Source organism: Bacteroidota bacterium (assembly GCA_016711505.1).
GTDB lineage: Bacteria > Bacteroidota > Bacteroidia > AKYH767-A > 2013-40CM-41-45 > JADKIH01.
Genome location: JADJSV010000019.1, coordinates 30,074 through 51,654, shown reverse-complemented (window position 1 = coordinate 51,654; position 21,581 = coordinate 30,074). Strand labels below are relative to the sequence as shown.

Sequence of the window (21,581 nt, the reverse complement as noted above, 5' to 3'; positions counted from 1 at the left end):
ACTTTGAATCCCTCTGGCTATTCAGGATTACGAAGTAACTTAATCCTATCCAACCCCGCTTGCGCTTTTTGATCAATGCTGTTTTGATATTGGTGACGTTCCATTGATAAACATTTTTTAAAATAACTTTCTGCTTTATCAAGGTCTTTTCTTTCTTCATATAAAATTCCCATCATCAATGCACTGTTGGCTGCAAAATAAAAAGTTGCCGCTGACCCATTGTCAATAGTCTTCTGATAAAGATCGATCGCTTTCTCCTCCTGCCCTGTCTTCTGATAAATTCTTGCCAGCCGGTAAGTAACTTCCAACTGATCTTTATATTTTGGAAAGCTGTCGACAGAAACACCGGCAAGTTCCTGTTGCGCTTTAATATAGTAACCACCATCAAACAATAATCTTGAACGCAATAAAATCCGGTTACCCATCTCCACTTCAGCAGATTCACTCTGTGCTGCCTTGTCTTCATCGATGAATGCTGTTCCGAGCGTTCTGCACTTTGCCATATAGCTGTAATAACCCTGGGAATTATTATTCAGTGATTCTATCCATGCAAGTTTCTGATATGAAGACTTAAGATAATTCTGGCCTTTGAAACGTTTGATAAATTCCTCGAAATCTCTTGAAGCGGAAAGGTCGAGCATCCGGAGTTTGCTCATGCCAAGTTTGTAGTACATGAAATCAATTGGAAATCCATGCATGTAATTCTGAGGGTCTTTGAGAAATGAATATGCATCGTCATTACGACCAAGCTTCATAAGTATTGTTGCAGTACAAAAACGCATCAGTGTGCTATTTTCAGAATAAGGTCTGATATAGAGCATACATTCTATCAGGTCACCTTCACCAGAATTAAAAGTTGTATATAAATTACTCAGATAAAAAAGCAACTCTTCTCTGTAGCAACTATACTCTGTTTTTTCCAGTGCCTTGAAAAGCGATTTCAGATCACCGGTACCTTGCGCAACGGAACCTTCCATTCCTGCTATCTCAACAAGCCAATGATACTCACGTGGGACTGCACCAATGACTACATCCAGAAATCCTGACAGTTTACTGTTCAGAAGAAATGATGGATGCGAGATCTTATTTTTTTCAATCAGGCGATACGCTTTTCTTATATCTGTAGCAGCTGAAACGTATTCACGGAATTTTACTTTCACCAATGCTTGTTGAATAAGGATCTCCGCTTTTGCATACTGGTGAAAAGGTGATGTGAGATTCTCTTCTTTTTTTTCAAGTACCTTCAGGTTTTCCCCGGATCTCTTTTTGAAAGAATTAAAATATATTTCTTCCTCTGAAATAAATGCTTTCAGAAAGTCGATGTAATTGGAATAAAGGACGACCAGATCATTTCCCGGTTTTTCTTTTTTCTCCTGAATAAGTAGCAAATTCGACTTTTCGAAATCAAGAGAAATGATCGAAGTATATGCGGACTTTAGATTATCGTCGAATTCATAGTAAGCACTACTTAATTTTGATGCCAGAATTAAAAATACCAGGATAATCCACACTCTCATTATGTAATGAATTTAATTGTACAAATCTATCGTTGCAATTCCTGAATGTGGAATTCATCACAAAGTAAAAAACATTACTCAAAAAAAAAGGACTTCATTAAAATGAAATCCTTTTTCTGTATTTTATTGTGAAAATTATTCAGCAACTACTGCTTCTTCATCAGCGATCTTTGGATCAACAAGGATACGTCCGCAATGTTCGCAAACGATCACTTTTTTATGCTGACGAATATCCAATTGGCGCTGAGGCGGGATCTTGTTGAAACATCCACCACATGCATCACGCTGGATAGCAACAACACCCAGACCGTTTCTTGCATTTGTGCGAACACGAGTGTAGGCCGCAAGTAAACGCTCATCGATGATTGTACGCGCTTTAGCCGCAATTTTCACTAACTGATCTTCTTCTTTCTTTGTCTCTTCAACGATACTCGCCAATTCAGTTTGCTTTAACTTCAATACTGACTCACGGTCGTTAAGGATACTTTGAGTTTCTTCTAGAATTAAATTCTTATTGCTAACTTCAATTGCAAATTCCTTCGAACGTTTTTCTGATAACTGAATTTCAAGATTCTGAAATTCGATCTCTTTATTCAATGAATCAAACTCACGGTTATTTTTTACTTTATCCTGCTGAGCTTCGTATTTTTTGATCTGCTCCTTAGAATCTTTAGCAGATTGTTTCTTCTTATTTACCTGATCAGTAAGATTTGTAATCTCTTCGTTAATGTTTGAGATACGAGTGTTCAATCCAACGATTTCATCTTCTAAGTCAGCAACCTCCATTGGTAATTCACCACGGATAGTACGGATCTTGTCGATGTTGGAATCAATTTCCTGTAACACATACAAAGCTTTCAAACGTTCCTCAACTGAAAATTCATTATGATCCAATGCCATAATTTCTTCCAGCTTTTTTTCAAGACGGTTTACATCGATGATCTTTTCAATTTTACGAGGCTTGAATGCTACCTGCTCTTTTTGTTTGATCTTCGCTTTAGCTATTTTTGATAGGCTCACGTTGTGATAATTGTTTTTAGTTTGTCAAATTCAGAAGTCCATCTTCTGAAAAATTTTCCTGCTTCACGGATTTTGATTCGAATTTAATCACTACTTTTAAAGGTAATTGACCGGATTCGTTTTAACCTCCGTTAAACGGACGGCAAATTTAAGAAATTTTTTCAGAATTAACGACTTAAAAAGGTCCATTGTGTACTGTTCACTTTCAAAATGCCCGATGTCGGCAATTACTATTTTTCCTTCTGCATCAAAAAACTGATGATATTTGTAATCTGACGTTATAAATACTTGAGCATCAGCGTATAACGCATCATTTAACAAGAAGCTTCCTGACCCGCCGCAAATTGCAACCCTGTTTACAGCCTTTCCGGTTAGTGCCGTATATTTTACAATTCCTGCTTTCATAGTCGTTTTTACATGTTTAAGAAACGACATTTCATCCATACTTTGCGGAAGTTCTCCTATGATTCCACTTCCAACGTTTTGATATTCATTGCTTAATGCGTAAATGTCGAATGCAACTTCTTCATAAGGATGTGCACTTCTTATGGCAGATATCATTGACTTTTCCTTTTGAGCTTCAAAAATGACCTCTATACGAACTTCTGTGACATCAGATCTTTCTCCTATTTTCCCTTCAAAAGGACTTGCCTCCGGACCGGGCCGAAAAGTACCGGTTCCTTCGAGGTTAAAACTGCATTGATCATAATTTCCAATCGTTCCGGCACCGGCTTCAAAGAGTGATCTCCTGAGTTTTTCAGCATGTTCAACCGGAACAAAAACAACTAATTTCTTCAAAATTTCTTGTTTTGGAGCCAGAATCTTAACATTTTTCAAACCAATTTTATCAGCGATCATCTGATTTACGCCGCCCATAATATTGTCCATATTGGTATGGGCTGCATAAATTGCAACGTCATTCTTTATAGCAGAAATGACTGTTCTTTCAATATAATTTTTCCCATTCAACTTTTTAAGCCCTGAAAAAACAATTGGATGATGCGCTATAACCAGATTACATCCATTCTTTTTTGCATCCAGAATTACCTCTTCCGTACTATCCAGGCAGATTGTAATCCCTGTAACTTCCATCGCCGGATCGCCAACAATCAGTCCGCAATTGTCATAAGACTCCTGAAACGCTAATGGCGCAATGGTTTCCAGGTAATTGGTAATTTCTTTAATTGTAGTCATGCTTTTTATTTCAATCCTCAATACTACAAAAAATTGCAATCATTCGAATTTTTGTAATTTGCCGCTGTGCAAAATTGGAGAAAGCTATTGTTACCCTTTTCGCCACTCTATGGTTTTATCATAAGAGTGCGTAATTTCATGTTTGACAAGGGCATTTTGAAATCAACTGCCTATTCTACGCCAATAATTGCAGTCGGAAATCTGACCACCGGTGGGACAGGAAAGACGCCTCATATCGAATACCTCATCCGACTTTTGAGAAAAAGCTATAAAGTTGCTACAATAAGCAGAGGTTATGGCAGGAATACTAAAGGTTATATTCACGCTAAAGGCAATTGCAATACAAAGGAAATCGGTGACGAACCAATGCAGTACTTCACCAAGTTCCCGGAAATTTCTGTGAATGTTGCTGAAAAAAGAACCGAAGCTATAGAAAACCTCATCCATTCCATTCAAAAACCGCAAGTGATATTGATGGATGATGCCTTTCAACATCGTTCTGTCAAACCGGGATTAAATATTCTGCTTCTTGAATATGAATTTATTTTCAAAGAAGATTATTTATTACCTGCCGGAAATTTGCGTGAACAATTTTCATCGAGAAACAGAGCGGATGTAATCATTGTTTCAAAGTCGCCATCGATACTTGTTCCGATAGAAAAGAAAAATATTCTTGAAATAATTAAGCCAACTGAAAATCAACAAGTGTTTTTTTCTTACCTGAAGTATGGTGAGTTCAATAAAGTTTTCGGTCAGCAGAGCCCTATGCACATGGGCGCAAGTTATTACATGGAAAAACGATTCACAATTCTGATGGTTACGGGAATTGCAAATCCTTCAGGATTGATTGAATATCTGCGCAGACATACAGATAAGCTGGAGACTTTAATTTTTCCGGATCATCATGAATTTGATTCTAAGGATCTGGAGAAGATCACTGAAACATTTAATAACATTGCTAATCAAAGTAAGATCATAGTAACAACTGAAAAAGATGCAATGCGTTTACGCGATCCGGAGATTGATCCTGCCATTCAGAAACTTCCTTTTTTCTATCTTCCTATAGAAGTTTTTATTCATCAGGAAGAAGAGAAATTCAACAAAATGATCAACGACTATGTTAAAAAGAATTAAATCGAAAAAGTTATTTGTAGTTCAGATCGCACTTTGCAAGCGATTTGAAACTCTCGCCGAGTATCGTTATCTTCGTACAATCAATAATTATAAAATCCTTACATCCTTAGATTAAATGAAAAAAATTCCTCTGTTTACAATTGCATTACTGTTCAGTCTTGCATCAAACGCACAATTTACATTTCAGAATATCGGTTTACTTGGACATTTCGATGACACCACTGTTGCTGCTGAACCTGTATATGGAATCCGGTACCAGGCTTGCTGGGGATGGGTACATCCAACTACACTTCATGAGTACGGTGTGATCGGATCGACAGCGGGAACATATATATTAGATGTTACTGATCCAACGAATCCGATCCAAACAGATTATATTCCACATCGTCAAACGGATGCGATCTGGCATGAATACAAAACATTCGGAAATTATCTTTACATAATCAGTGATGATGGTGGAAATAACAGCTTACAGATCGCTGACCTTTCTACATTGCCTGACTCAGCACATGTTTTTTATGACAGCGATTCTATTTTCAATAATGCACATACATTATTCATTGAAGGCAATAAACTTTATGTTGCATCAGTTACCGGCGGACCGGGTGGTTTTTCAAGTATGAATGTCTATTCTCTTTCAAATCCGGAATTACCGACATTGATAAGACGTCTGTCAGATGACTTCCCATCAGTGAATCATGTTCACGATATGTTCGTTTCCAATGATACAGTATATGCAAGCTGTGGTTATCAGGGCTTGTATATTTTCAAATTTGACGAATTGCTGAATCAATTTGTCAATTTGGGTTCATTAACAAATTTTCCGACACAAAGATACAATCACAGCAGCGAGCTTTCTCCTGATCATCAGTACTTATATATGTGCGATGAAGTACCTGATGGTATGCCATGGAGTATTGTAGACGTAAGTGATATCAGCAACCCCACAGTTCTGAGTACAATGAATTCAAATCCGGGTTGCACTCCACACAATCCGTATGTAGAAGGCAATCTGCTTTACATGGCAGCATATCAGGACGGATTATATGTTTATGATATTACAATTCCAGAGACACCAGTTGAAGTAGGATACTTCGATACCCATCCACAGAATGCGGCCGGAACGTATCCGCAACCGGCTTATCAGGGATGTTGGGCTGCTTACACAAAATTGCCAAGTGGAAATATTTTAGCCAGTGATATGCAACTCGGATTATTTATTCTGGATGTTTCAGGATTACCAACTAATATAAATGAAATTAGTTCCGATGCAGGATTTACTGTGTACCCGAATCCCGCAATAAACGAATTGAACATATCTATTTCCGGTAATGACTCTGATCAAATCATTTCACTTATCGATGCAAACGGAAAAATTGTAACAACAAAGATCGCAGAGAAAAATTCTGTAAACAAAGTTGCTCTTGACAATATCGCAGCAGGCGTATATACGGTTTCTGTAAAAGGTCAGAAAAGCAGTGGTGCAAAGGTTGTGACAATCGGAAATAAGTAAATTAAAGTTCAAAGTCAGGATATGAAAAATATATTCACACAGTTGCACCTATGTGCGATAATTGTATTTGCTATTGGTTGTTCGAACAGTAACAAGAACGGAACAATTTCGGGCAAATTAAATAACTTCAATGGTGAATATGTTTTTTTACAACAGATCACTGAAACCGGAGATCAGAATCTGGATTCAAGTAAGGTTGACAAGAGAGGTAACTTTACTCTGAAAAATCCTGCCGGTGAGACTGATTATTATATTCTCCGGACTGATAGTGTCAACATTATTTTTCTTGTACTGAAAGCAGGCGAAAGTGTGACGGTTGATGCTGATGCAAAAAATCTTGAGGCAAGTTACAAGGTAAAAGGTTCTAAAGATTCGGACTTGCTTCGTATTTTGAGAAGCTACGATAAAACTCTAAGCGATTCTTTGAATACATTATATGTAGAGATCAGAAATCAAAATCCAGTTGTTGCCGATTCAATTGGCTCCTATCTTCAGGAATATTATGCAATGACAATGGAAGAATTTGCAAAAAACTTTATCCGGCAAAATCTGAATTCCATTGTTTCACTTTCTGCAACAAAATTTGTGAACCAGCAATCAGAGCTTGGTCTTTTGCAGGAATTACAGGCAAAATTAATTTCAATCTATCCGAAAAATAAATACGTAGCAGATTTCACAACGCTAATTGGCGAATTGAATGTACTTCCTGCAGGAAGCATGGCGCCTGAAATTACTTTAAATAATTTCGAAGGCAAACCTGTTAGTCTTTCTTCACTGAAAGGCAAAGTTGTGTTGATCGATTTCTGGGCCAGCTGGTGTGCGCCTTGCAGAATTGAAAATCCCGATATTGTTGCTGCTTATGAAAAATTAAAAGGAAAGGATTTTGAGATATATGGAATCTCACTTGACAACAATATTGAAGCCTGGAATGAAGCTGTCATTCGTGATAAAATAAAATGGATCCAGGTAAGCGACCTTTTACGTTGGGAAAGTCCTGTCGTTAAGCAATACCAGGTTCAGGCAATTCCATTCAACATTCTGATTGACCGTGAAGGAAAGATCATAGCAAAAGGAATAAAAGGTCATGACCTGTATGACAAAGTAAGTCTGGCGATCAATTCAAGTAAATAATATATTCTGATTAGATGAAATTAATTTTAACTCATTTATTTTTATTTCTTTTCATCAATCAGTTACACTCCAGCAATTATTTCCAGCAAAAAGTTGATTATAAAATTCAAGTCACCCTAAATGATGTTACTCATGAATTACGTGGGTTTGAGGAAATAACTTACACCAACAATTCACCAGTGCCGCTTCAGGAATTGTATTTTCATCTTTATCCAAATGCATACAAAAATACTTCTACAACTCTTGCAAAGGAGCTTTACAATGTCGGAGCCGAATATATGCTTGAAGCAGAGGAAAAAGATCTTGGATCTATCGATTCACTGGATTTCAAAACCGGAACAATAAAACTTGAGTGGCAGTTGCTTCAGGACACAATTGACATCTGCAAAATAAAATTAGCGGAACCACTTTTGCCCGGTGCGAGTATTACAATTTCTACTCCGTTCAAAGTAAAAATTCCTTCTGCTGTTTTATCAAGGCTTGGACATAATGAACAGGCGTATTTTATAACACAATGGTATCCGAAACCGGCTGTGTATGACAAAAACGGCTGGAACTACTTCAGTTATCTTGATAAAGGTGAATATTATTCCGAATTCGGATCGTTCGATGTCACCATTACTTTACCGGCTAATTATGTTGTTGGTGCAACGGGCGAGCTGATTAATGGTGAATCAGAAAATACATGGCTTGAAGAAAAGTCTAAGCAAACAATGGCTCTTTCAGATTTTCCCACAGACATGTCTTTTCCTGTTTCTTCGAAAGAAATGAAGACGTTGCACTATAAGCAAAACAATATCCATGACTTCGCATGGTTTGCAGATAAACGCTGGCATGTTATTAAAGGTGAAGTGGAATTATCAGGCAGTAAACGAAAAATAACTACATGGTCTTTCTTCACAAATGCTGAAGCAGCTTTCTGGAAAAAAGCACCTGAATATATTTCGAGTTCTATAAAATATATGTCAGATTGGGTTGGCGAATATCCGTACTCCTCCTTTACAGCTGTGGATGTTACCGATGCATCAGGAAGTGGAATGGAATATCCGATGATCACAGCGATTGGAAATTATGGTTCTGCATTTGAACTTGACGTAACGATAGCACATGAAATATTTCACAATTGGTTCTATGGACTTTTTGGAATCAACGAAAGGAAACATCCCTGGATGGATGAAGGAATTACAAACTTTTACGAGACCAGATATATTTACACAAAATTTGCAAACGACAAAGAAAAGCAACAAGAGCCGGTATACACTTATGGCAAATTCAGAAAGATCCTGAATCTTGAGAAAGTAAATCACAAACAAATTCAATACGAAAGGTATTTATCTGCTATAAGACGCCATACCGACGTTGCACCGGACCAATACGCGCAAAATTTTTCAAGATCTAATTATGGCAATATAGTTTACTACAAAACAACATTAAGCTTCGATTATCTGAAAGTATATCTTGGCGATGAAACTTTTGACAGATCAATGCAACGCTTTTATACAGACTGGAAATTCAAACATCCGGATCCGGGCGATCTGAAAAATACATTTGAAACAGAAACGGGAAAAGATCTGAAATGGTTCTTTGACGATCTGATGCGGTCAAACAAAGCAATCGACTATTCAATTTGCTCGGTCAAAACACGTAGTGACACTGCAACACTTACATTATCAAATCAAGGTGAAGTTGAAAGTCCGATATGGATAAACACAATTCAAAACGGTGAAATAAAAAATTCAGTTCTTGTTGAAGGATTTTCCGGCAGAAAAATTATTGATGTTCCATTCAGTACAGGCGATGTTTTTCGAATTGATGCAAATAAGATCATTCCGGAACTTGACAGAAAAAATAATACCATTAAGAGTTGCGGTCTGTTTAAAAAATCAGAAAAGTTAAGTCTAAAGTTTCTGACAGCAGTTGAAGACCCGGAAAGAACTCAATTGTTTTATGCACCTGTTATAGGTTTTAATAATTACAATTCAGTCATGGGTGGTATAGTTTTACATAACGTAACTTTTCATGAAAAGCCATTTGAATTTGCAGTAATGCCAATGTATGCAGCCGGAACAAAAGATCTGACCGGTGGAGCAGACTTCAGATATCATATTTACAGAAAAAATAAACAGATTCAAAAAATAACAATCCAGGAAACGATCGGACATTACGCTTACGAAAAAGATGTGATACTCAATCAAGTGACCGGTGCAGAAAATACTTACTTCCTGAATTTTACTAAGTCCGATACAAGAATAATTTTTTCATTTCAAAGACCTCACCCACAGAAAAATATTACTAAAGAATTTGAACTCCGAAATGTCTTTGTAAGAAGAGATGTAGCTGAAGAAAATATTCCACAAGGTCCCGGGTATGTATATACTTATGCTCCAAAAGAGTTTGATTACAATTATCTCAAAGGAGAGTACCGAAGGATAAATTCAAATGAATTAGATGCCGGGAGTCAGAGAATAGCTGCGGAATACAATGAAGATTTTTTCAAAGCTTATGTTGAGTTAAAGCAATTTTACTCATACGGTAAAAAGGGGAAAGGAATTTTTACGCGATTTTTCGGCGGATATATTTCTCTTAACGATGTAAATAATAAACCTGATGTTGATTACAGATACAATCTTAGCGGCACAGCCGGTTCCGGAGATTATTTGTATAATGATATCTTCTTAGGTCGAACTGAAACAACAGGACTTTTTTCGCATCAGTTTATCAGGAATGGAGCAGGCTTTACAGCGCCAACTCAATTTTACAGAAAAGCTGATCAATGGATGGTTGGTTTGAATGCCTCTACTACTCTACCTGGCCTGATTCCTTTCCGTCTTTATGCAAATATCGGAACCTTTAATGATGCAAATAAAATCGGTGGAGATGAAAATTACGGAATATCATGGGAACTTGGTGTTGAATTAACGGTCATGAAAGATGTTTTAAGCGTCTACCTTCCATTTGCTTATTCGCGTGATATAAAATACGTTGTTGACCAGAGAAATTATAATACTTCGGATCTGATAAGGTTTGAATTGCATTTACAAAATCTCAATCCTTTAAAGTATATTCGCACCACATTCAAACAGTGAAACCGGGTAAAAAAATATATTTTGCATCAGACTTCCATCTAGGCGTTCCAACGTATGAGAAGAGTCTTGAGCGTGAACACAAGATCGTAAAGTGGCTTGATAGCATCAAAGCTGATGCTGAAGAATTATATCTGCTTGGCGATGTATTTGATTTCTGGTTTGAGTACCGAACTGTAGTTCCCCGCGGATATGTACGATTGTTAGGAAAACTCGCTGAACTGAGTGACTCAGGAATTAAGATCCACTACTTCACCGGCAATCATGATATGTGGACGTTTGATTATCTGGAGAAAGAACTTAACGTCATCATTTACCGCGCTCCAATTGAAATTTCTTACAACGGTAAAGCGTTTTACATTGGCCACGGCGACGGACTTGGTCCGGGTGATCATGGATACAAATTCATTAAAAAGGTTTTTGCAAGTAAAGTTTGTCAATGGCTCTTCGCAAGATTGCATCCGAATTTCGGAATTGGAATAGCAAATTACTTTTCAAAGAAGAGCAGAATTGCAACCGGTACTACTGATGAGAAATTTTTAGGCGAAGAAAAAGAATGGCTTGTTATCTATTCAAAAGAAATTCTTGCAAAAAAACATTTTGATTACCTGATCTTCGGACACCGACATCTGCCTTTGGATATTAAAATTGATAGTAGCAGATATATAAATTTAGGAGACTGGATTCAGTATTTTACTTATGGGGTTTTTGATGGGGCGGAATTTGAGTTGAAGAAATTGTAGTATTCTCTACTGAAATACAGTGCAATACTGCAGGAAATAGTAAGCAGTATTTGTTTCCCGCAGACTTGCGCAGAATACGCAGAAAATTCGCAGAAATTCCTACGGAATTAAATAGAATAAATTTATTGTTAGACTTGAGAAGTTTGTTTGTAGAAATTAAATTAATCAAACATATTATCTCGAAGAGATCTCTGCGGATTTTTTGCGGATTCTGCGCAAGTCTGCGGGAAATATTAAGCAGAATTTATTTACCTCATTTTGCGCAGAATCCACAGAAAATACACAGAGAAAAAAGTAGAAATTCAAACAATTGCTTTTCTAATTTTTATCATTCTTTCTCTTTTTGTTTTCTGGTCCTCAGAATATCTACGAATAAAATCGCAGAAAGCACACCCATAATAAAAATTGAAAGTACTTCAACTGCGCGCACATCCTTATCACCGATAATTCTGGTATAATTACCAATCGTAACAATGAGAAGTATAGCAAGCATTATTCTTCTTGGTCTCTGTTTCATAATTTTTTAATTATAAAGACCAAGTTAGTCAAGTTTTGTCAGACTAGAAAATCTGCAATACTTAAACGGCTGCCAAAATCGAAGTATTCAGGATAATTTTCGACTTTATCGAATTTGAAATAAGGCAAGCAGCTTCAGATTTAACGAGTATTCGTTCTGCTCTTTCAGTATCTGCTGAGTTGTTTAAAGTCAAAACAGGATTCAGAGTAATTTCCGTCATCAGAAACTTACCTTCGATTTGTTCTAACTTTCCGGAAGAAGTGCATGAGAACGCTGAATACTCAAGCTTCGAATTTTCAGCGATCGCCAAAAATGTTGTCATAAAACAACTCACGACAGCAGCAGTCAGTAAATGTTCCGGCGACCAGATGCCAGGAATCCCTTTTGGAAATTGTGGCGGGGTCGCTACATTGAATGCAAGATCAAGTTCAGGAGATGAAATGATTCCATTTCTGTCTGACACCCATTTTAAATCGACATTATACAAATGTTCGTTCATAATATTAAGATTTGAATGTAAAGGTCAGCTTTATGAATGTCAGGAACGGTAACAAAAGTCACAGTGGAAAGAAAAGACATGTGATAATTGTTAGTTTTTCAGCAGAATATACCACAAAATTTATTTCCCGCAGAGTTGCGCAGAATACGCAGAAAAACCGCAGAAATTTTTACGGAATGAAGGAGAAATAAATTATTTATCTCGAAGAGATCTCAGCGGATTCTCTGCGGATTCTCTGCGGATTCTGCGCAAATCTGCGGGAAATATTAAGCAGTATTTATTTCCCGCAGACTTGCGCAGAATACGCAGAAAAACCGCAGAAATTCCTACGGAATGAAGGAGAAATAAATTATTTATCTCGAAGAGATCTCTGCGGATTCTCTGCGTATTCTGCGCAAGTCTGCGGGAAATATTAAGCAGTATTTATTTCCCGCAGACTTGCGCAGAATACGCAGAAAAACCGCAGAAATTCCTACGGAATGAAGGAGAAATAAATTATTTATCTCGAAGAGATCTCTGCGGATTCTGTGCGTTTTCTGCGTAAGTCTGCGGGAAATATTAAGCAGTATTTATTTCCCGCAGACTTGCGCAGAATACGCAGAAAAACCGCAGAAATTCCTACGGAATAAAGGAGAAATTAATAATTTATCTCGAAGAGATCTCTGCGGATTCTGCGCAAATCTGCGGGAAATATTAAGCTGCAGCTGCGGGAAATTAATGTATTTATTTCCCGCAGACTTACGCAGAATACGCAGAAAAACCGCAGAAATTCTAATCCTCCGATTTATTCTTTGCTACCATCAGTAACGTATATGCATTTTGCAAAACGATCTGTGCATCTTTCAAACTTTCACCATTGATGATTTCCAGCATATTTCTTTCCTGAACGCCCAATTCAACTTCTGTCATTTTGAATTCTGAAGGTGATAGTGCAATGAATACATAGTTCTTCCCTTCGAAATTCACAACAGCATCTTCACTTACCACATATGTTTTGTGACTCTTTACTTCAATCTCTGCATTCATATACATTCCAGGTAAAAGTGTTTTGTCGTAATCTTCAAAATGACAATGAACTTCCGCTGTCCGGTCGGCAGAAAGATCTTTGCTGATCAAAATAATCTCGCACGGATGTTTCTCATTTGGTTTGTTGTTGGTAAAAGCAACAAGTTTTTGACCGATTGAAATTTTCTCGAGATCTTTTTCGAAAACAAATAGATTGAGGTGAATGTCGGTCGGATTTACCAATTCAAATAAAATGTCAGTCGGACTTACAAACTTTCCTATATTGACATTGACTTTTGAAACAAAGCCATCGATAGGCGAATAAATATTGATCGTTTTTGAAATGCCGTTCTTTCCCAGAGTTTCAGGATTAAGTCCGATCAACTTCAACTTTTCCGATAGAGCATTCAATGAAATCTTTTTCGTCTGATATTCCATTTCCGATCTTTGAAAAAGTTTATCGCTTGTAGATTTGTTTTGGTTTAACTCACGCTGTCTGTTGAATTCTGCTTCTGCAAAAGTCAATTCCGACTGAGTTGTAAGAAACTCCTGTTGCAATTCAATGTAACGCTGATCTTCCATTGTAGCTATCACTTCGCCTTTGTTCAAATGCATACCAGGGAGTAATTTTGTGGATTTAAGATATCCGCCTAAAGGCATACTGACAGAAACCATATTCTGCGGTGGCACATCAATTTTTCCATTCACTTTTATAATTGAAGCTATGTTACTTTGTTGAATAGTACCGATTTTAATATCTGATGACTTTAATTGTGCATCCGTTAATTTTATCATCTCCGGAACAGAATCATTCACGTTTTCCGTCTGGGATTTTTCTTCACTCCTGCCACATGCAAGCAAGAAAATCACTGAGGTAATTATTATATATATTTTCATTGGGAATTTCATTTTGTAGTTAAATAATTAATTTCTATGATCGCTGAATTCAATTCATATACAGCATCTGCATATCCGGTTCTGAGAACAGTTGCATTATTCATAAGCATGGTCCATTCAAGATAATTGATCTCACCATTTGTAAATTGTGCATTGGCGATCTCTACAACTCTGCCTGCATTTTTGAAACCATCATTTTGATAGTAACTGAGTCTTTCTCTGGAAACATCAAGTTGACGATAAGCTGATTCAAGTTGGTTCTTGAAATATCATCATCATAATAAATATTATCAGGACCTGTTCCTTTTATGCTCATAAGATTGTAACCAACTACCAGATCAGGCATCAGTCGCGAGCGCTCAAGTTTTTCAGAGGCAAGCGAGATCTGCTTTTGCTTTTCAAGAATTTTGACCAAAGGATGTGAAGGAGCTACTGTTGTATCGCGGCTAACCGGAGCTTCAAGCAATTGGTTTGAAGGTTCAGGAATCAATTTATCATTTGAATTCAGAAGTAATTGAAATTTCATCAATTCATTTTCTTTATCAAGCAACAATTGACTTAACTGCATTCTTATCTGCGCTTTCTGACTTGATGCGGTGATCATTTCCAAAGCATTTGTTTCGCCTTTGCTATACCGAAACTCAGCTCTCGAAAGAAATCCTGAATAGATACTATCCATTTCTGTCAATATGAATTGTTTCTCGTTCATATTGACCAGAAGAAAAAATGTTTCACTTACCTGCTTCTTTAATTCGGCTTCCCTTAAATTAAGTTCAAGCAAACCGGATTGATAATTCTCTTTCAACACCTTTCTTTGTCGTGCATAAACAGTAGGGAAATTTATTGATTGTGCAATTGAGAATTTTTTATCATTATAAACACTATTGAATTGTCCATATTCCAATGCAACATTTGTTTTTGGAATATCAAAACCGGAACCGGAAATTTTGTTCCTGTACTCATTCAATAAACGTTCATTTTTTATTGAGGTATTATTCTTTAATGCCAAGTCAATTGCTTTTTCAAGTGTAATTCTTTCCTGACCGAAAGAATCAGCAGCTATGCCTGACAACACAAACACAAGTACTATTTTTATTGACGCCCCTGTAATTTTAATTGGTTTCACTACCCCTTCAAACATGATATACAGAATCGGCAATAGAAATAATGTCAGAAAGGTCGCAATAAGCAAACCGCCAATTACAACAGTTGCCAGCGGTCGTTGTACTTCTGCTCCTGAACCATTGCTTAATGCCATTGGCAGAAAACCGAGTGATGCAACAAAGGCTGTCATCAGAACAGGCCGTAAACGAACTTTTGTTCCCATTAATACTATTCTCTTCAGATCGTGCATTCCTTCCTTTTTCAACTTATTAAATTCTGCTATCAATACGATTCCATTTAAAACAGCTACGCCAAACAAGGCAATAAATCCAACACCTGCGCTTATACTGAACGACATTCCACGCAGAGCGAGAAAATAAATTCCTCCAATAGCAGATAATGGAATTGCAGTGTATATCAATAAGCCATGTTTAACAGAATTGAACGTGAAATAAAGAAGTATGAATATCAGAAATAAAGAAACAGGAACTGCTATCATCAATCTGTTTTTTGCAGCAAGCAAATTTTCGAATGCTCCGCCATAGGTAATATAATATCCATCCGGCAGATCAATTTTTGCATCTACTTTCGATTGAAGTTCTGTTACGATAGACTGCACATCGCGGCCTCTGACATTAAAGCCGACAACAATTCGTCGTTTAGCATCTTCACGCTGGATCTGATTAGGTCCGTTCTTTATGTTTACATCTGCAAGCTGATACAATGGAACCTGATTTCCGTTTGGAGTAGGCACAAGTAAATTCCGCACATCTTCAAGTGATTCGCGTCGTGCATTATTCAGTTTTACAACCAGATCAAAACGTTTTTCTCCTTCGAAGATCAATCCAGTGCTTTGTCCGGCGAAAGCGATATTAACTACTCTATTTATATCCTCAATATTCATATTGTATTGAGCGATCATTGCGCGATTGTATTCGATGATGATCTGTGGTAATCCATTGACAGGTTCAACAAACAACGCCTGGCTTCCTTCTACTTCATTCACAAGTTCGCCGAGTTTAGTTGCGTAATGAGAAAGTGTATCAAGGTCTTCGCCGAAAATTTTGCAGACCACATCCTGTCTTGCCCCTGTCATCAATTCATTGAAACGCATTTGAACTGGATATTGAAATCCTGCTGTTATTCCGGGAATATCTTCAAGAGCCTTACCCATTTTTTCAGCAAGCTCATCAAATGTTTTCGCTGAAGTCCATTCTTTCTTTGGCTTGAGAATTACCATCATATCACTGGCTTCAATTGGCATTGGATCAGTAGGAACTTCTCCACTCCCGATCTTGGTCACGACTTTTTCAACTTCAGGGAAGCGAGCTTTCAATACACCTGCAGCTTTCTGAACATTGACGATTGTCGTCTCAAGATTACTTCCTGTTAATACTCTTGTATCAACAGCAAAATCACCTTCTTCTAAAGCAGGAATAAACTCCCCACCTAAACTTGTCAGAATAAGAAGTGAGGATATAAATAGTACAATTACTGTTGCTATAACAGTTTTTGGGAAACCGATAACTTTCTCCAGTAAATGCTGATATCTTCTTTCAATTTTAAACATGAACCTGTCAGAAAATCCCGGTTGATGTTTTATCTTTTTGCTTAGAAAGAAAGCACTCATCATTGGCACATACGTAATCGATAAAACAAATGCACCGATGAGCGCAAATGCAACTGTCTGTGCCATTGGCTTGAACATTTTCCCTTCGATACCTTGCAGAGTAAAGATGGGCAAATATACAATGAGGATAATTATTTGTCCGAATACAGCACTATTCATCATTCTGGATGCAGACTGACTAACCTGTTGATCCATTTGTTTTTGAGTTAATGTATTGAAGCCATCAAGTTTCTTGCTGTGCGAAAGCTGATGCATCACTGCTTCAACGATAATCACAGCTCCATCGACAATCAACCCAAAATCAAGTGCCCCCAGGCTCATTAAATTTCCGCTCACACCAAAGGCATTCATCAGTATTATTGCAAACAACATTGACAAAGGAATTACCGAAGCAACAAGAAATCCCGCGCGGAAATTTCCCAGAAACAAAACCAGGATGAAGACAACGATTAAAGCACCCTCAAATAAATTTTTCTCTACAGTACTAATTGCATTGTTCACCATTTTTGTTCTATCCAGAAACGGTTCAATGATTACTCCTTCTGGAAGCGTTTTGCTTATCTGCTCAATTCTTTCTTTTACATTTTTAATTACTTCACTGCTATTAGCTCCTTTTAGCATCATTACAACTGCTCCGGAAACTTCTCCTTCGTCATTGTATGTCATCGCACCGTAACGTGTGGCATAACCAATATTAATGTCAGCAATGTCTTTAATGAATACAGGGGTACCATCTTTTGTTTCCATCACAGAAATATTCCTGATGTCTTCTTTAGAACCTATTAATCCTTCACTGCGAATGAATAAAACCGTTGCACCTTTTTCAATATAAGCACCACCGGTATTCTGATTGTTCTTTTCCAGTGCAGAGAAAACATCATTGACAGACAGGTTGAACGACTGTAATTTATTCGGGTCGACGGAAATTTCATACTGCTTCAGTTTACCGCCGAAGCTGCTGACTTCAGCAACGCCTTTTACGCCCAGAAGCTGACGGCGTACGATCCAGTCCTGAATCGTACGTAACTCAATCTCATCGTACTTCTCTTTGAAGCCAGGCTTTGTCTTGATCACATATTGATAGATCTCTCCAAGCCCGGTTGTAATCGGTCCGAGTTCCGGTGTTCCTATTCCTTTTGGAATTTGACTCTGAACTTGCTGTAATCGTTCAGAGACTTGCTGCCTTGCCCAGTAAATATCAATTCCATCATTAAAAACGATTGTAACCAGAGATAATCCGAACCTTGAAAAACTCCGAATTTCTTTCAGACCATTTATATTACTGTTTACCTGCTCTATCGGAAACGTAACAAGACGTTCAATGTCTGTTGCACCAAAAGATGGAGCAATTGTTATAACCTGAACCTGATTATCCGTTATATCAGGAACAGCATCAATTGGTAATTGTGTGGCCTGGTAAGAACCATAGCCTATCAGGACAAATACAAAAAGTCCTATAATGAGTTTATTCCGGATTGAAAACTCAATAATTCTATTAAGCATAATCTGATTGATTTCATGAATTATAAAATATGAATAAATGATCTGTAGTATTCAATACCGCACAGAAACATCCTTCAACAAAACAAATATAATCAGGAAACTTTTGGCGGCTGCCAGATACTCGACAAAAAAGAGGAAGGTAAAAGGGATTCATTATAAGAGAAAAATATCTTAGTGGGACTATTGAAAGGTTTCAATTGCATTTCAGAAAGCGGACAAGAAACAAGAGCTGTAATTGATGTATTAATACATCCATCATCAGTTTTGAAAGGTAGTTTCATATCCTGATCATGATCTTCATCAATGATCGTTTTGTCTGCGTAATGAATTTTCAGAAAGGAATAAAATGAAAGATCTGCATCCTGATCTTTATGCTCTCTGAAGTGTTCCAAAAGCAATGGAAATCTCAGTAACTGATAAATTTCAGTTGCAGTAAACAGGTGGACAAACAATAATGATATGGCGATAAAATGCCTCACTGGGCCAAAAGTAAGTTTTAAATATTCAAGAACCAATAGTCCCGGATTATTTCATACTGCCGATTGACATAAAATAATATAATTCTTCATTTAATCACTAAAATTAATTTTGAATTGTCGCAGCCCTGCTTCTCCATTTTACAAGTTCATACCAGATTACGGATAGAAAACCTGCTAAAATACTTATACCGGTTTGAAATAAATTCAATTTTTGAAAATCAAAAAATGTAGCTAAGGCAGGGATGTATAAAAGCAGACAGGTAATCAAAACTGTTATAAATATAATTACAGGCACCAGATTATTTTTATACCTGAGGGTTGTCAATACAGAGTAATAGAATGATCTGTTGATCAAGGTCAGAAAAATATTTGCTGAGATCAGGACAATAAAGACCATGGTCCGGATGCTATTTTCATCATAACTATTCCCTGCTCCAAAACGATAAATGAATAAAGTTCCTACAGTGATTGCAAGTCCTTGTACAATACTTGTTGCAAGTTCTTTCAGGTTAAAAAATGTATTACTGAATGGCCTGGGTTTTTGTGACATAGTATTTTTTTCCATCGGTTCATTCTCATAAATTATCGAACAAGTTGGACCCATTATAATTTCAAGAAAATAATATGAACCGGCGTAAAAATATTCGGATAGATCCAACCTAAAGCCAATGGAATAAACACAATTAAAATAATTGGAATATGAATAGAAATAATATATTGAATTGCTTTTTTCAGATTGGCATAGATCTTTCTCCCCATTGCAACAGCATCAACCATCTTGGAAAGGTCGTCTTCAACCAGTATCAATGAAGCTGCTTGTTTGGCAATTTCTGTTCCTTTTTTTCCCATGGCAATTCCTATGTGAGCTGCTTTTAATGCAGGTCCATCGTTTACACCATCACCGGTCATGGCAACAATTTCATTATTCGACTTCAATGCATTTATCACTCTGAGTTTAGCTTCAGGAAACATCCTTGTGAACATATTGATGCCGGAAACTTTTTGTTTCAATTCTGTTTCCGACAATGTCAGTAATTCATCACCTGAAAGAAAATTTTCAGCACCAACAAAACCGATCTGTCCGGCAATAGCGGCTGTAGTTTCAGCATTATCTCCGGTGATTATCTTAACTCCGATTCCTGCTTTGTAGAAATTCTTCAGGACTTCAGAAATGTTTTCTTTCGGAGGGTCATAAAACGCTACTATTCCTTTGAAAGTAAAACTGATCTCTTGCTGTGTTTCAGGAAAATTAATACCAGTCAACTCAGATTGTCCTACACCCAGCAAACGGTATCCGGATCTACCCAGTACAGTTAATGCACGACCAACTTTCTCTTTTTGTTCCACAGTCATAACGCATACATTCATGATTGCTTCCGGTGCACCTTTAGCAGCTACAATTCTTTTGCCTGAATTATTCTCAAACACATGAGTCATCATCGGGGGCTTGCCGCTAAGAGGGTACTCATGACTCATTTTATATTCTTGTCGTTCATCTACTGATGCAGAATTCTGATATGCTTCATGCAGTGCAATTTCCATTGCATCAAACGGAATCGGTTCACTTGCAAACATTGAGATCCTGATCAATTGTTTTTCAGAATCGCTCAGCGTTTCCTTTGCATCAGTGATTTTATCAGTAGTGAAATCATAAACCCTGGCCAGACTCATTTTGTTTTCTGTGATTGTTCCTGTTTTATCGACACAAATAACTGTCGCACTACCAAGAGTTTCTACAGTCTTCATTTGTTTCACAACGATTCCCATTTTCATTAATCGCCATGCGCCCAATGCCATAAACGTTGAGAAAGCAACAGGAATCTCTTCCGGCAAAATACTCATTGCAAGCGTCAGGGCTTTCAACAGACTATCGATTACATCATGGATCAGGAAATAATTTATTCCCCATACAATAATAAATACTACAGCACCGACGATAACCATTTTACGAACAAAGTTCCGGATCTGCATTTCAAGCGGAGTCTTTTCTTCGTCGATACTTTCAATACTCTTTCCGATCTTGCCAAGTTTTGTTTCATTGCCGACAGCTGTTACTTTGGCAATCGCAAGTCCACCGGCAACTGTACACCCGAGATAGATCTTATTATCTTCACTTGATTTATCCTTCGATACCGGCATTGATTCTCCTGTAAGTATAGATTCGTTAACAGAAAAATCGTTTGACTGAACGATGACAGCATCAGCAGCAATTACGGTTCCTTCTTCAACAATAAGATAATCACCAACCACGATTTCCTGACTATCAATTTCCTGTTCCTGATTATTTCGAATTACTTTACTTGCAGGCTTGATGAACGTTTTTAATTTTTCCAGCGCATTCCTGCTTCGTGAATCCTGATAAAGGGAAATTGCTGCGACCAGAACAATGGCGACAGAAAGGAATATGGCATCTTCAGGTTTGCCACTAATAAAATAAATTATTGCAGCGACAAAGAGCAAAATGATCATCGGCTCTTTCACAATACTTTTCACTGCATCGAGAAAACTATTTTCTTTTTTATAGACTAATTTATTCGCCCCTGATTTTTCACGTGATGCCAATACTTCTGCATCTGTTAAACCGGAAAAATTAATATTGTTTGAGGCCATTT

At 37.2% G+C, this 21,581-nt stretch carries 12 protein-coding genes and 2 pseudogenes; 5 read left to right on the top strand and 9 right to left on the bottom strand.

The annotated features are described in order from the left end of the window. Positions 1-17 precede the first annotated feature (17 nt). The 3 genes from IPL24_18420 to IPL24_18410 form a co-directional block, all read right to left on the bottom strand. Positions 18-1,511: a tetratricopeptide repeat protein gene (locus IPL24_18420; protein ID MBK8365561.1), complete on the bottom strand. Its 1,494-nt coding sequence runs from the start codon at positions 1,509-1,511 to the stop codon at positions 18-20. 141 nt (positions 1,512-1,652) lie between these two features. Then, entirely contained in the window at positions 1,653-2,417 is a 765-nt protein-coding gene (locus tag IPL24_18415) for a hypothetical protein (protein ID MBK8365560.1), read from the bottom strand. 216 nt (positions 2,418-2,633) lie between these two features. After that, on the bottom strand, positions 2,634-3,731 hold the full coding sequence (locus IPL24_18410) for a Nif3-like dinuclear metal center hexameric protein (GenBank protein MBK8365559.1): 1,098 nt from the start codon (positions 3,729-3,731) through the stop codon (positions 2,634-2,636). 87 nt (positions 3,732-3,818) lie between these two features. Between IPL24_18410 and lpxK the strand changes: the two genes are divergently transcribed. The 5 genes from lpxK to IPL24_18385 all read left to right on the top strand — a co-directional run bounded on the left by lpxK (position 3,819) and on the right by IPL24_18385 (position 11,335). Then, positions 3,819-4,865, top strand: coding sequence for a tetraacyldisaccharide 4'-kinase (gene lpxK, locus IPL24_18405; protein MBK8365558.1), 1,047 nt, complete (start codon positions 3,819-3,821; stop codon positions 4,863-4,865). Positions 4,866-4,980: 115 nt separating this feature from the next. Next, the gene (locus IPL24_18400) at positions 4,981-6,378 is read left to right on the top strand and encodes a choice-of-anchor B family protein (protein ID MBK8365557.1); all 1,398 of its coding nucleotides are present in this window, start codon (positions 4,981-4,983) and stop codon (positions 6,376-6,378) included. Between the two features lie 21 nt (positions 6,379-6,399). Further along, the gene (locus IPL24_18395) at positions 6,400-7,509 is read left to right on the top strand and encodes an AhpC/TSA family protein (protein ID MBK8365556.1); all 1,110 of its coding nucleotides are present in this window, start codon (positions 6,400-6,402) and stop codon (positions 7,507-7,509) included. A 14-nt stretch (positions 7,510-7,523) separates the two neighbouring features. Beyond that, a complete protein-coding gene (locus tag IPL24_18390) occupies positions 7,524-10,595 on the top strand; it encodes a M1 family metallopeptidase (protein ID MBK8365555.1) in 3,072 nt (1,023 codons plus the stop codon). Next, on the top strand, positions 10,592-11,335 hold the full coding sequence (locus IPL24_18385) for a UDP-2,3-diacylglucosamine diphosphatase (GenBank protein ID MBK8365554.1): 744 nt from the start codon (positions 10,592-10,594) through the stop codon (positions 11,333-11,335). The genes IPL24_18390 and IPL24_18385 overlap by 4 nt, the downstream gene beginning before the upstream one ends. A 328-nt stretch (positions 11,336-11,663) precedes the next feature. On the opposite strand, the gene IPL24_18380 is transcribed toward IPL24_18385, so the two are convergent. The 6 genes and pseudogenes from IPL24_18380 to IPL24_18355 all read right to left on the bottom strand — a co-directional run bounded on the left by IPL24_18380 (position 11,664) and on the right by IPL24_18355 (position 21,579). Next, positions 11,664-11,852 (bottom strand): hypothetical protein, encoded by a 189-nt coding sequence (locus IPL24_18380; GenBank protein ID MBK8365553.1) that lies wholly within the window; start codon positions 11,850-11,852, stop codon positions 11,664-11,666. Positions 11,853-11,913: 61 nt separating this feature from the next. After that, the gene (locus IPL24_18375) at positions 11,914-12,351 is read right to left on the bottom strand and encodes an OsmC family protein (GenBank protein MBK8365552.1); all 438 of its coding nucleotides are present in this window, start codon (positions 12,349-12,351) and stop codon (positions 11,914-11,916) included. Between the two features lie 771 nt (positions 12,352-13,122). Further along, positions 13,123-14,265, bottom strand: coding sequence for an efflux RND transporter periplasmic adaptor subunit (locus IPL24_18370; protein MBK8365551.1), 1,143 nt, complete (start codon positions 14,263-14,265; stop codon positions 13,123-13,125). After that, positions 14,262-18,490: pseudogene (locus tag IPL24_18365) on the bottom strand (CusA/CzcA family heavy metal efflux RND transporter). Before IPL24_18365 ends, IPL24_18370 begins: the two are co-directional and overlap by 4 nt. A gap of 92 nt (positions 18,491-18,582) precedes the next feature. Beyond that, complete coding sequence (locus IPL24_18360; protein MBK8365550.1) at positions 18,583-18,942, bottom strand: hypothetical protein; 360 nt, start codon at positions 18,940-18,942, stop codon at positions 18,583-18,585. Positions 18,943-19,072: 130 nt separating this feature from the next. Further along, a pseudogene (locus tag IPL24_18355) lies at positions 19,073-21,579 on the bottom strand (cation-translocating P-type ATPase). Positions 21,580-21,581 lie beyond the last annotated feature (2 nt).

Coding starts and splice junctions, on each gene's coding strand:
- IPL24_18415 (MBK8365560.1), bottom strand. CDS start 2,417: ATGGCATTGGATCATAATGAATTTTCAGTTGAGGAACGTTTGAAAGCT.
- IPL24_18410 (MBK8365559.1), bottom strand. CDS start 3,731: ATGACTACAATTAAAGAAATTACCAATTACCTGGAAACCATTGCGCCA.
- IPL24_18400 (MBK8365557.1), top strand. CDS start 4,981: ATGAAAAAAATTCCTCTGTTTACAATTGCATTACTGTTCAGTCTTGCA.
- IPL24_18395 (MBK8365556.1), top strand. CDS start 6,400: ATGAAAAATATATTCACACAGTTGCACCTATGTGCGATAATTGTATTT.
- IPL24_18390 (MBK8365555.1), top strand. CDS start 7,524: ATGAAATTAATTTTAACTCATTTATTTTTATTTCTTTTCATCAATCAG.
- IPL24_18380 (MBK8365553.1), bottom strand. CDS start 11,852: ATGAAACAGAGACCAAGAAGAATAATGCTTGCTATACTTCTCATTGTT.
- IPL24_18375 (MBK8365552.1), bottom strand. CDS start 12,351: ATGAACGAACATTTGTATAATGTCGATTTAAAATGGGTGTCAGACAGA.
- IPL24_18370 (MBK8365551.1), bottom strand. CDS start 14,265: ATGAAATTCCCAATGAAAATATATATAATAATTACCTCAGTGATTTTC.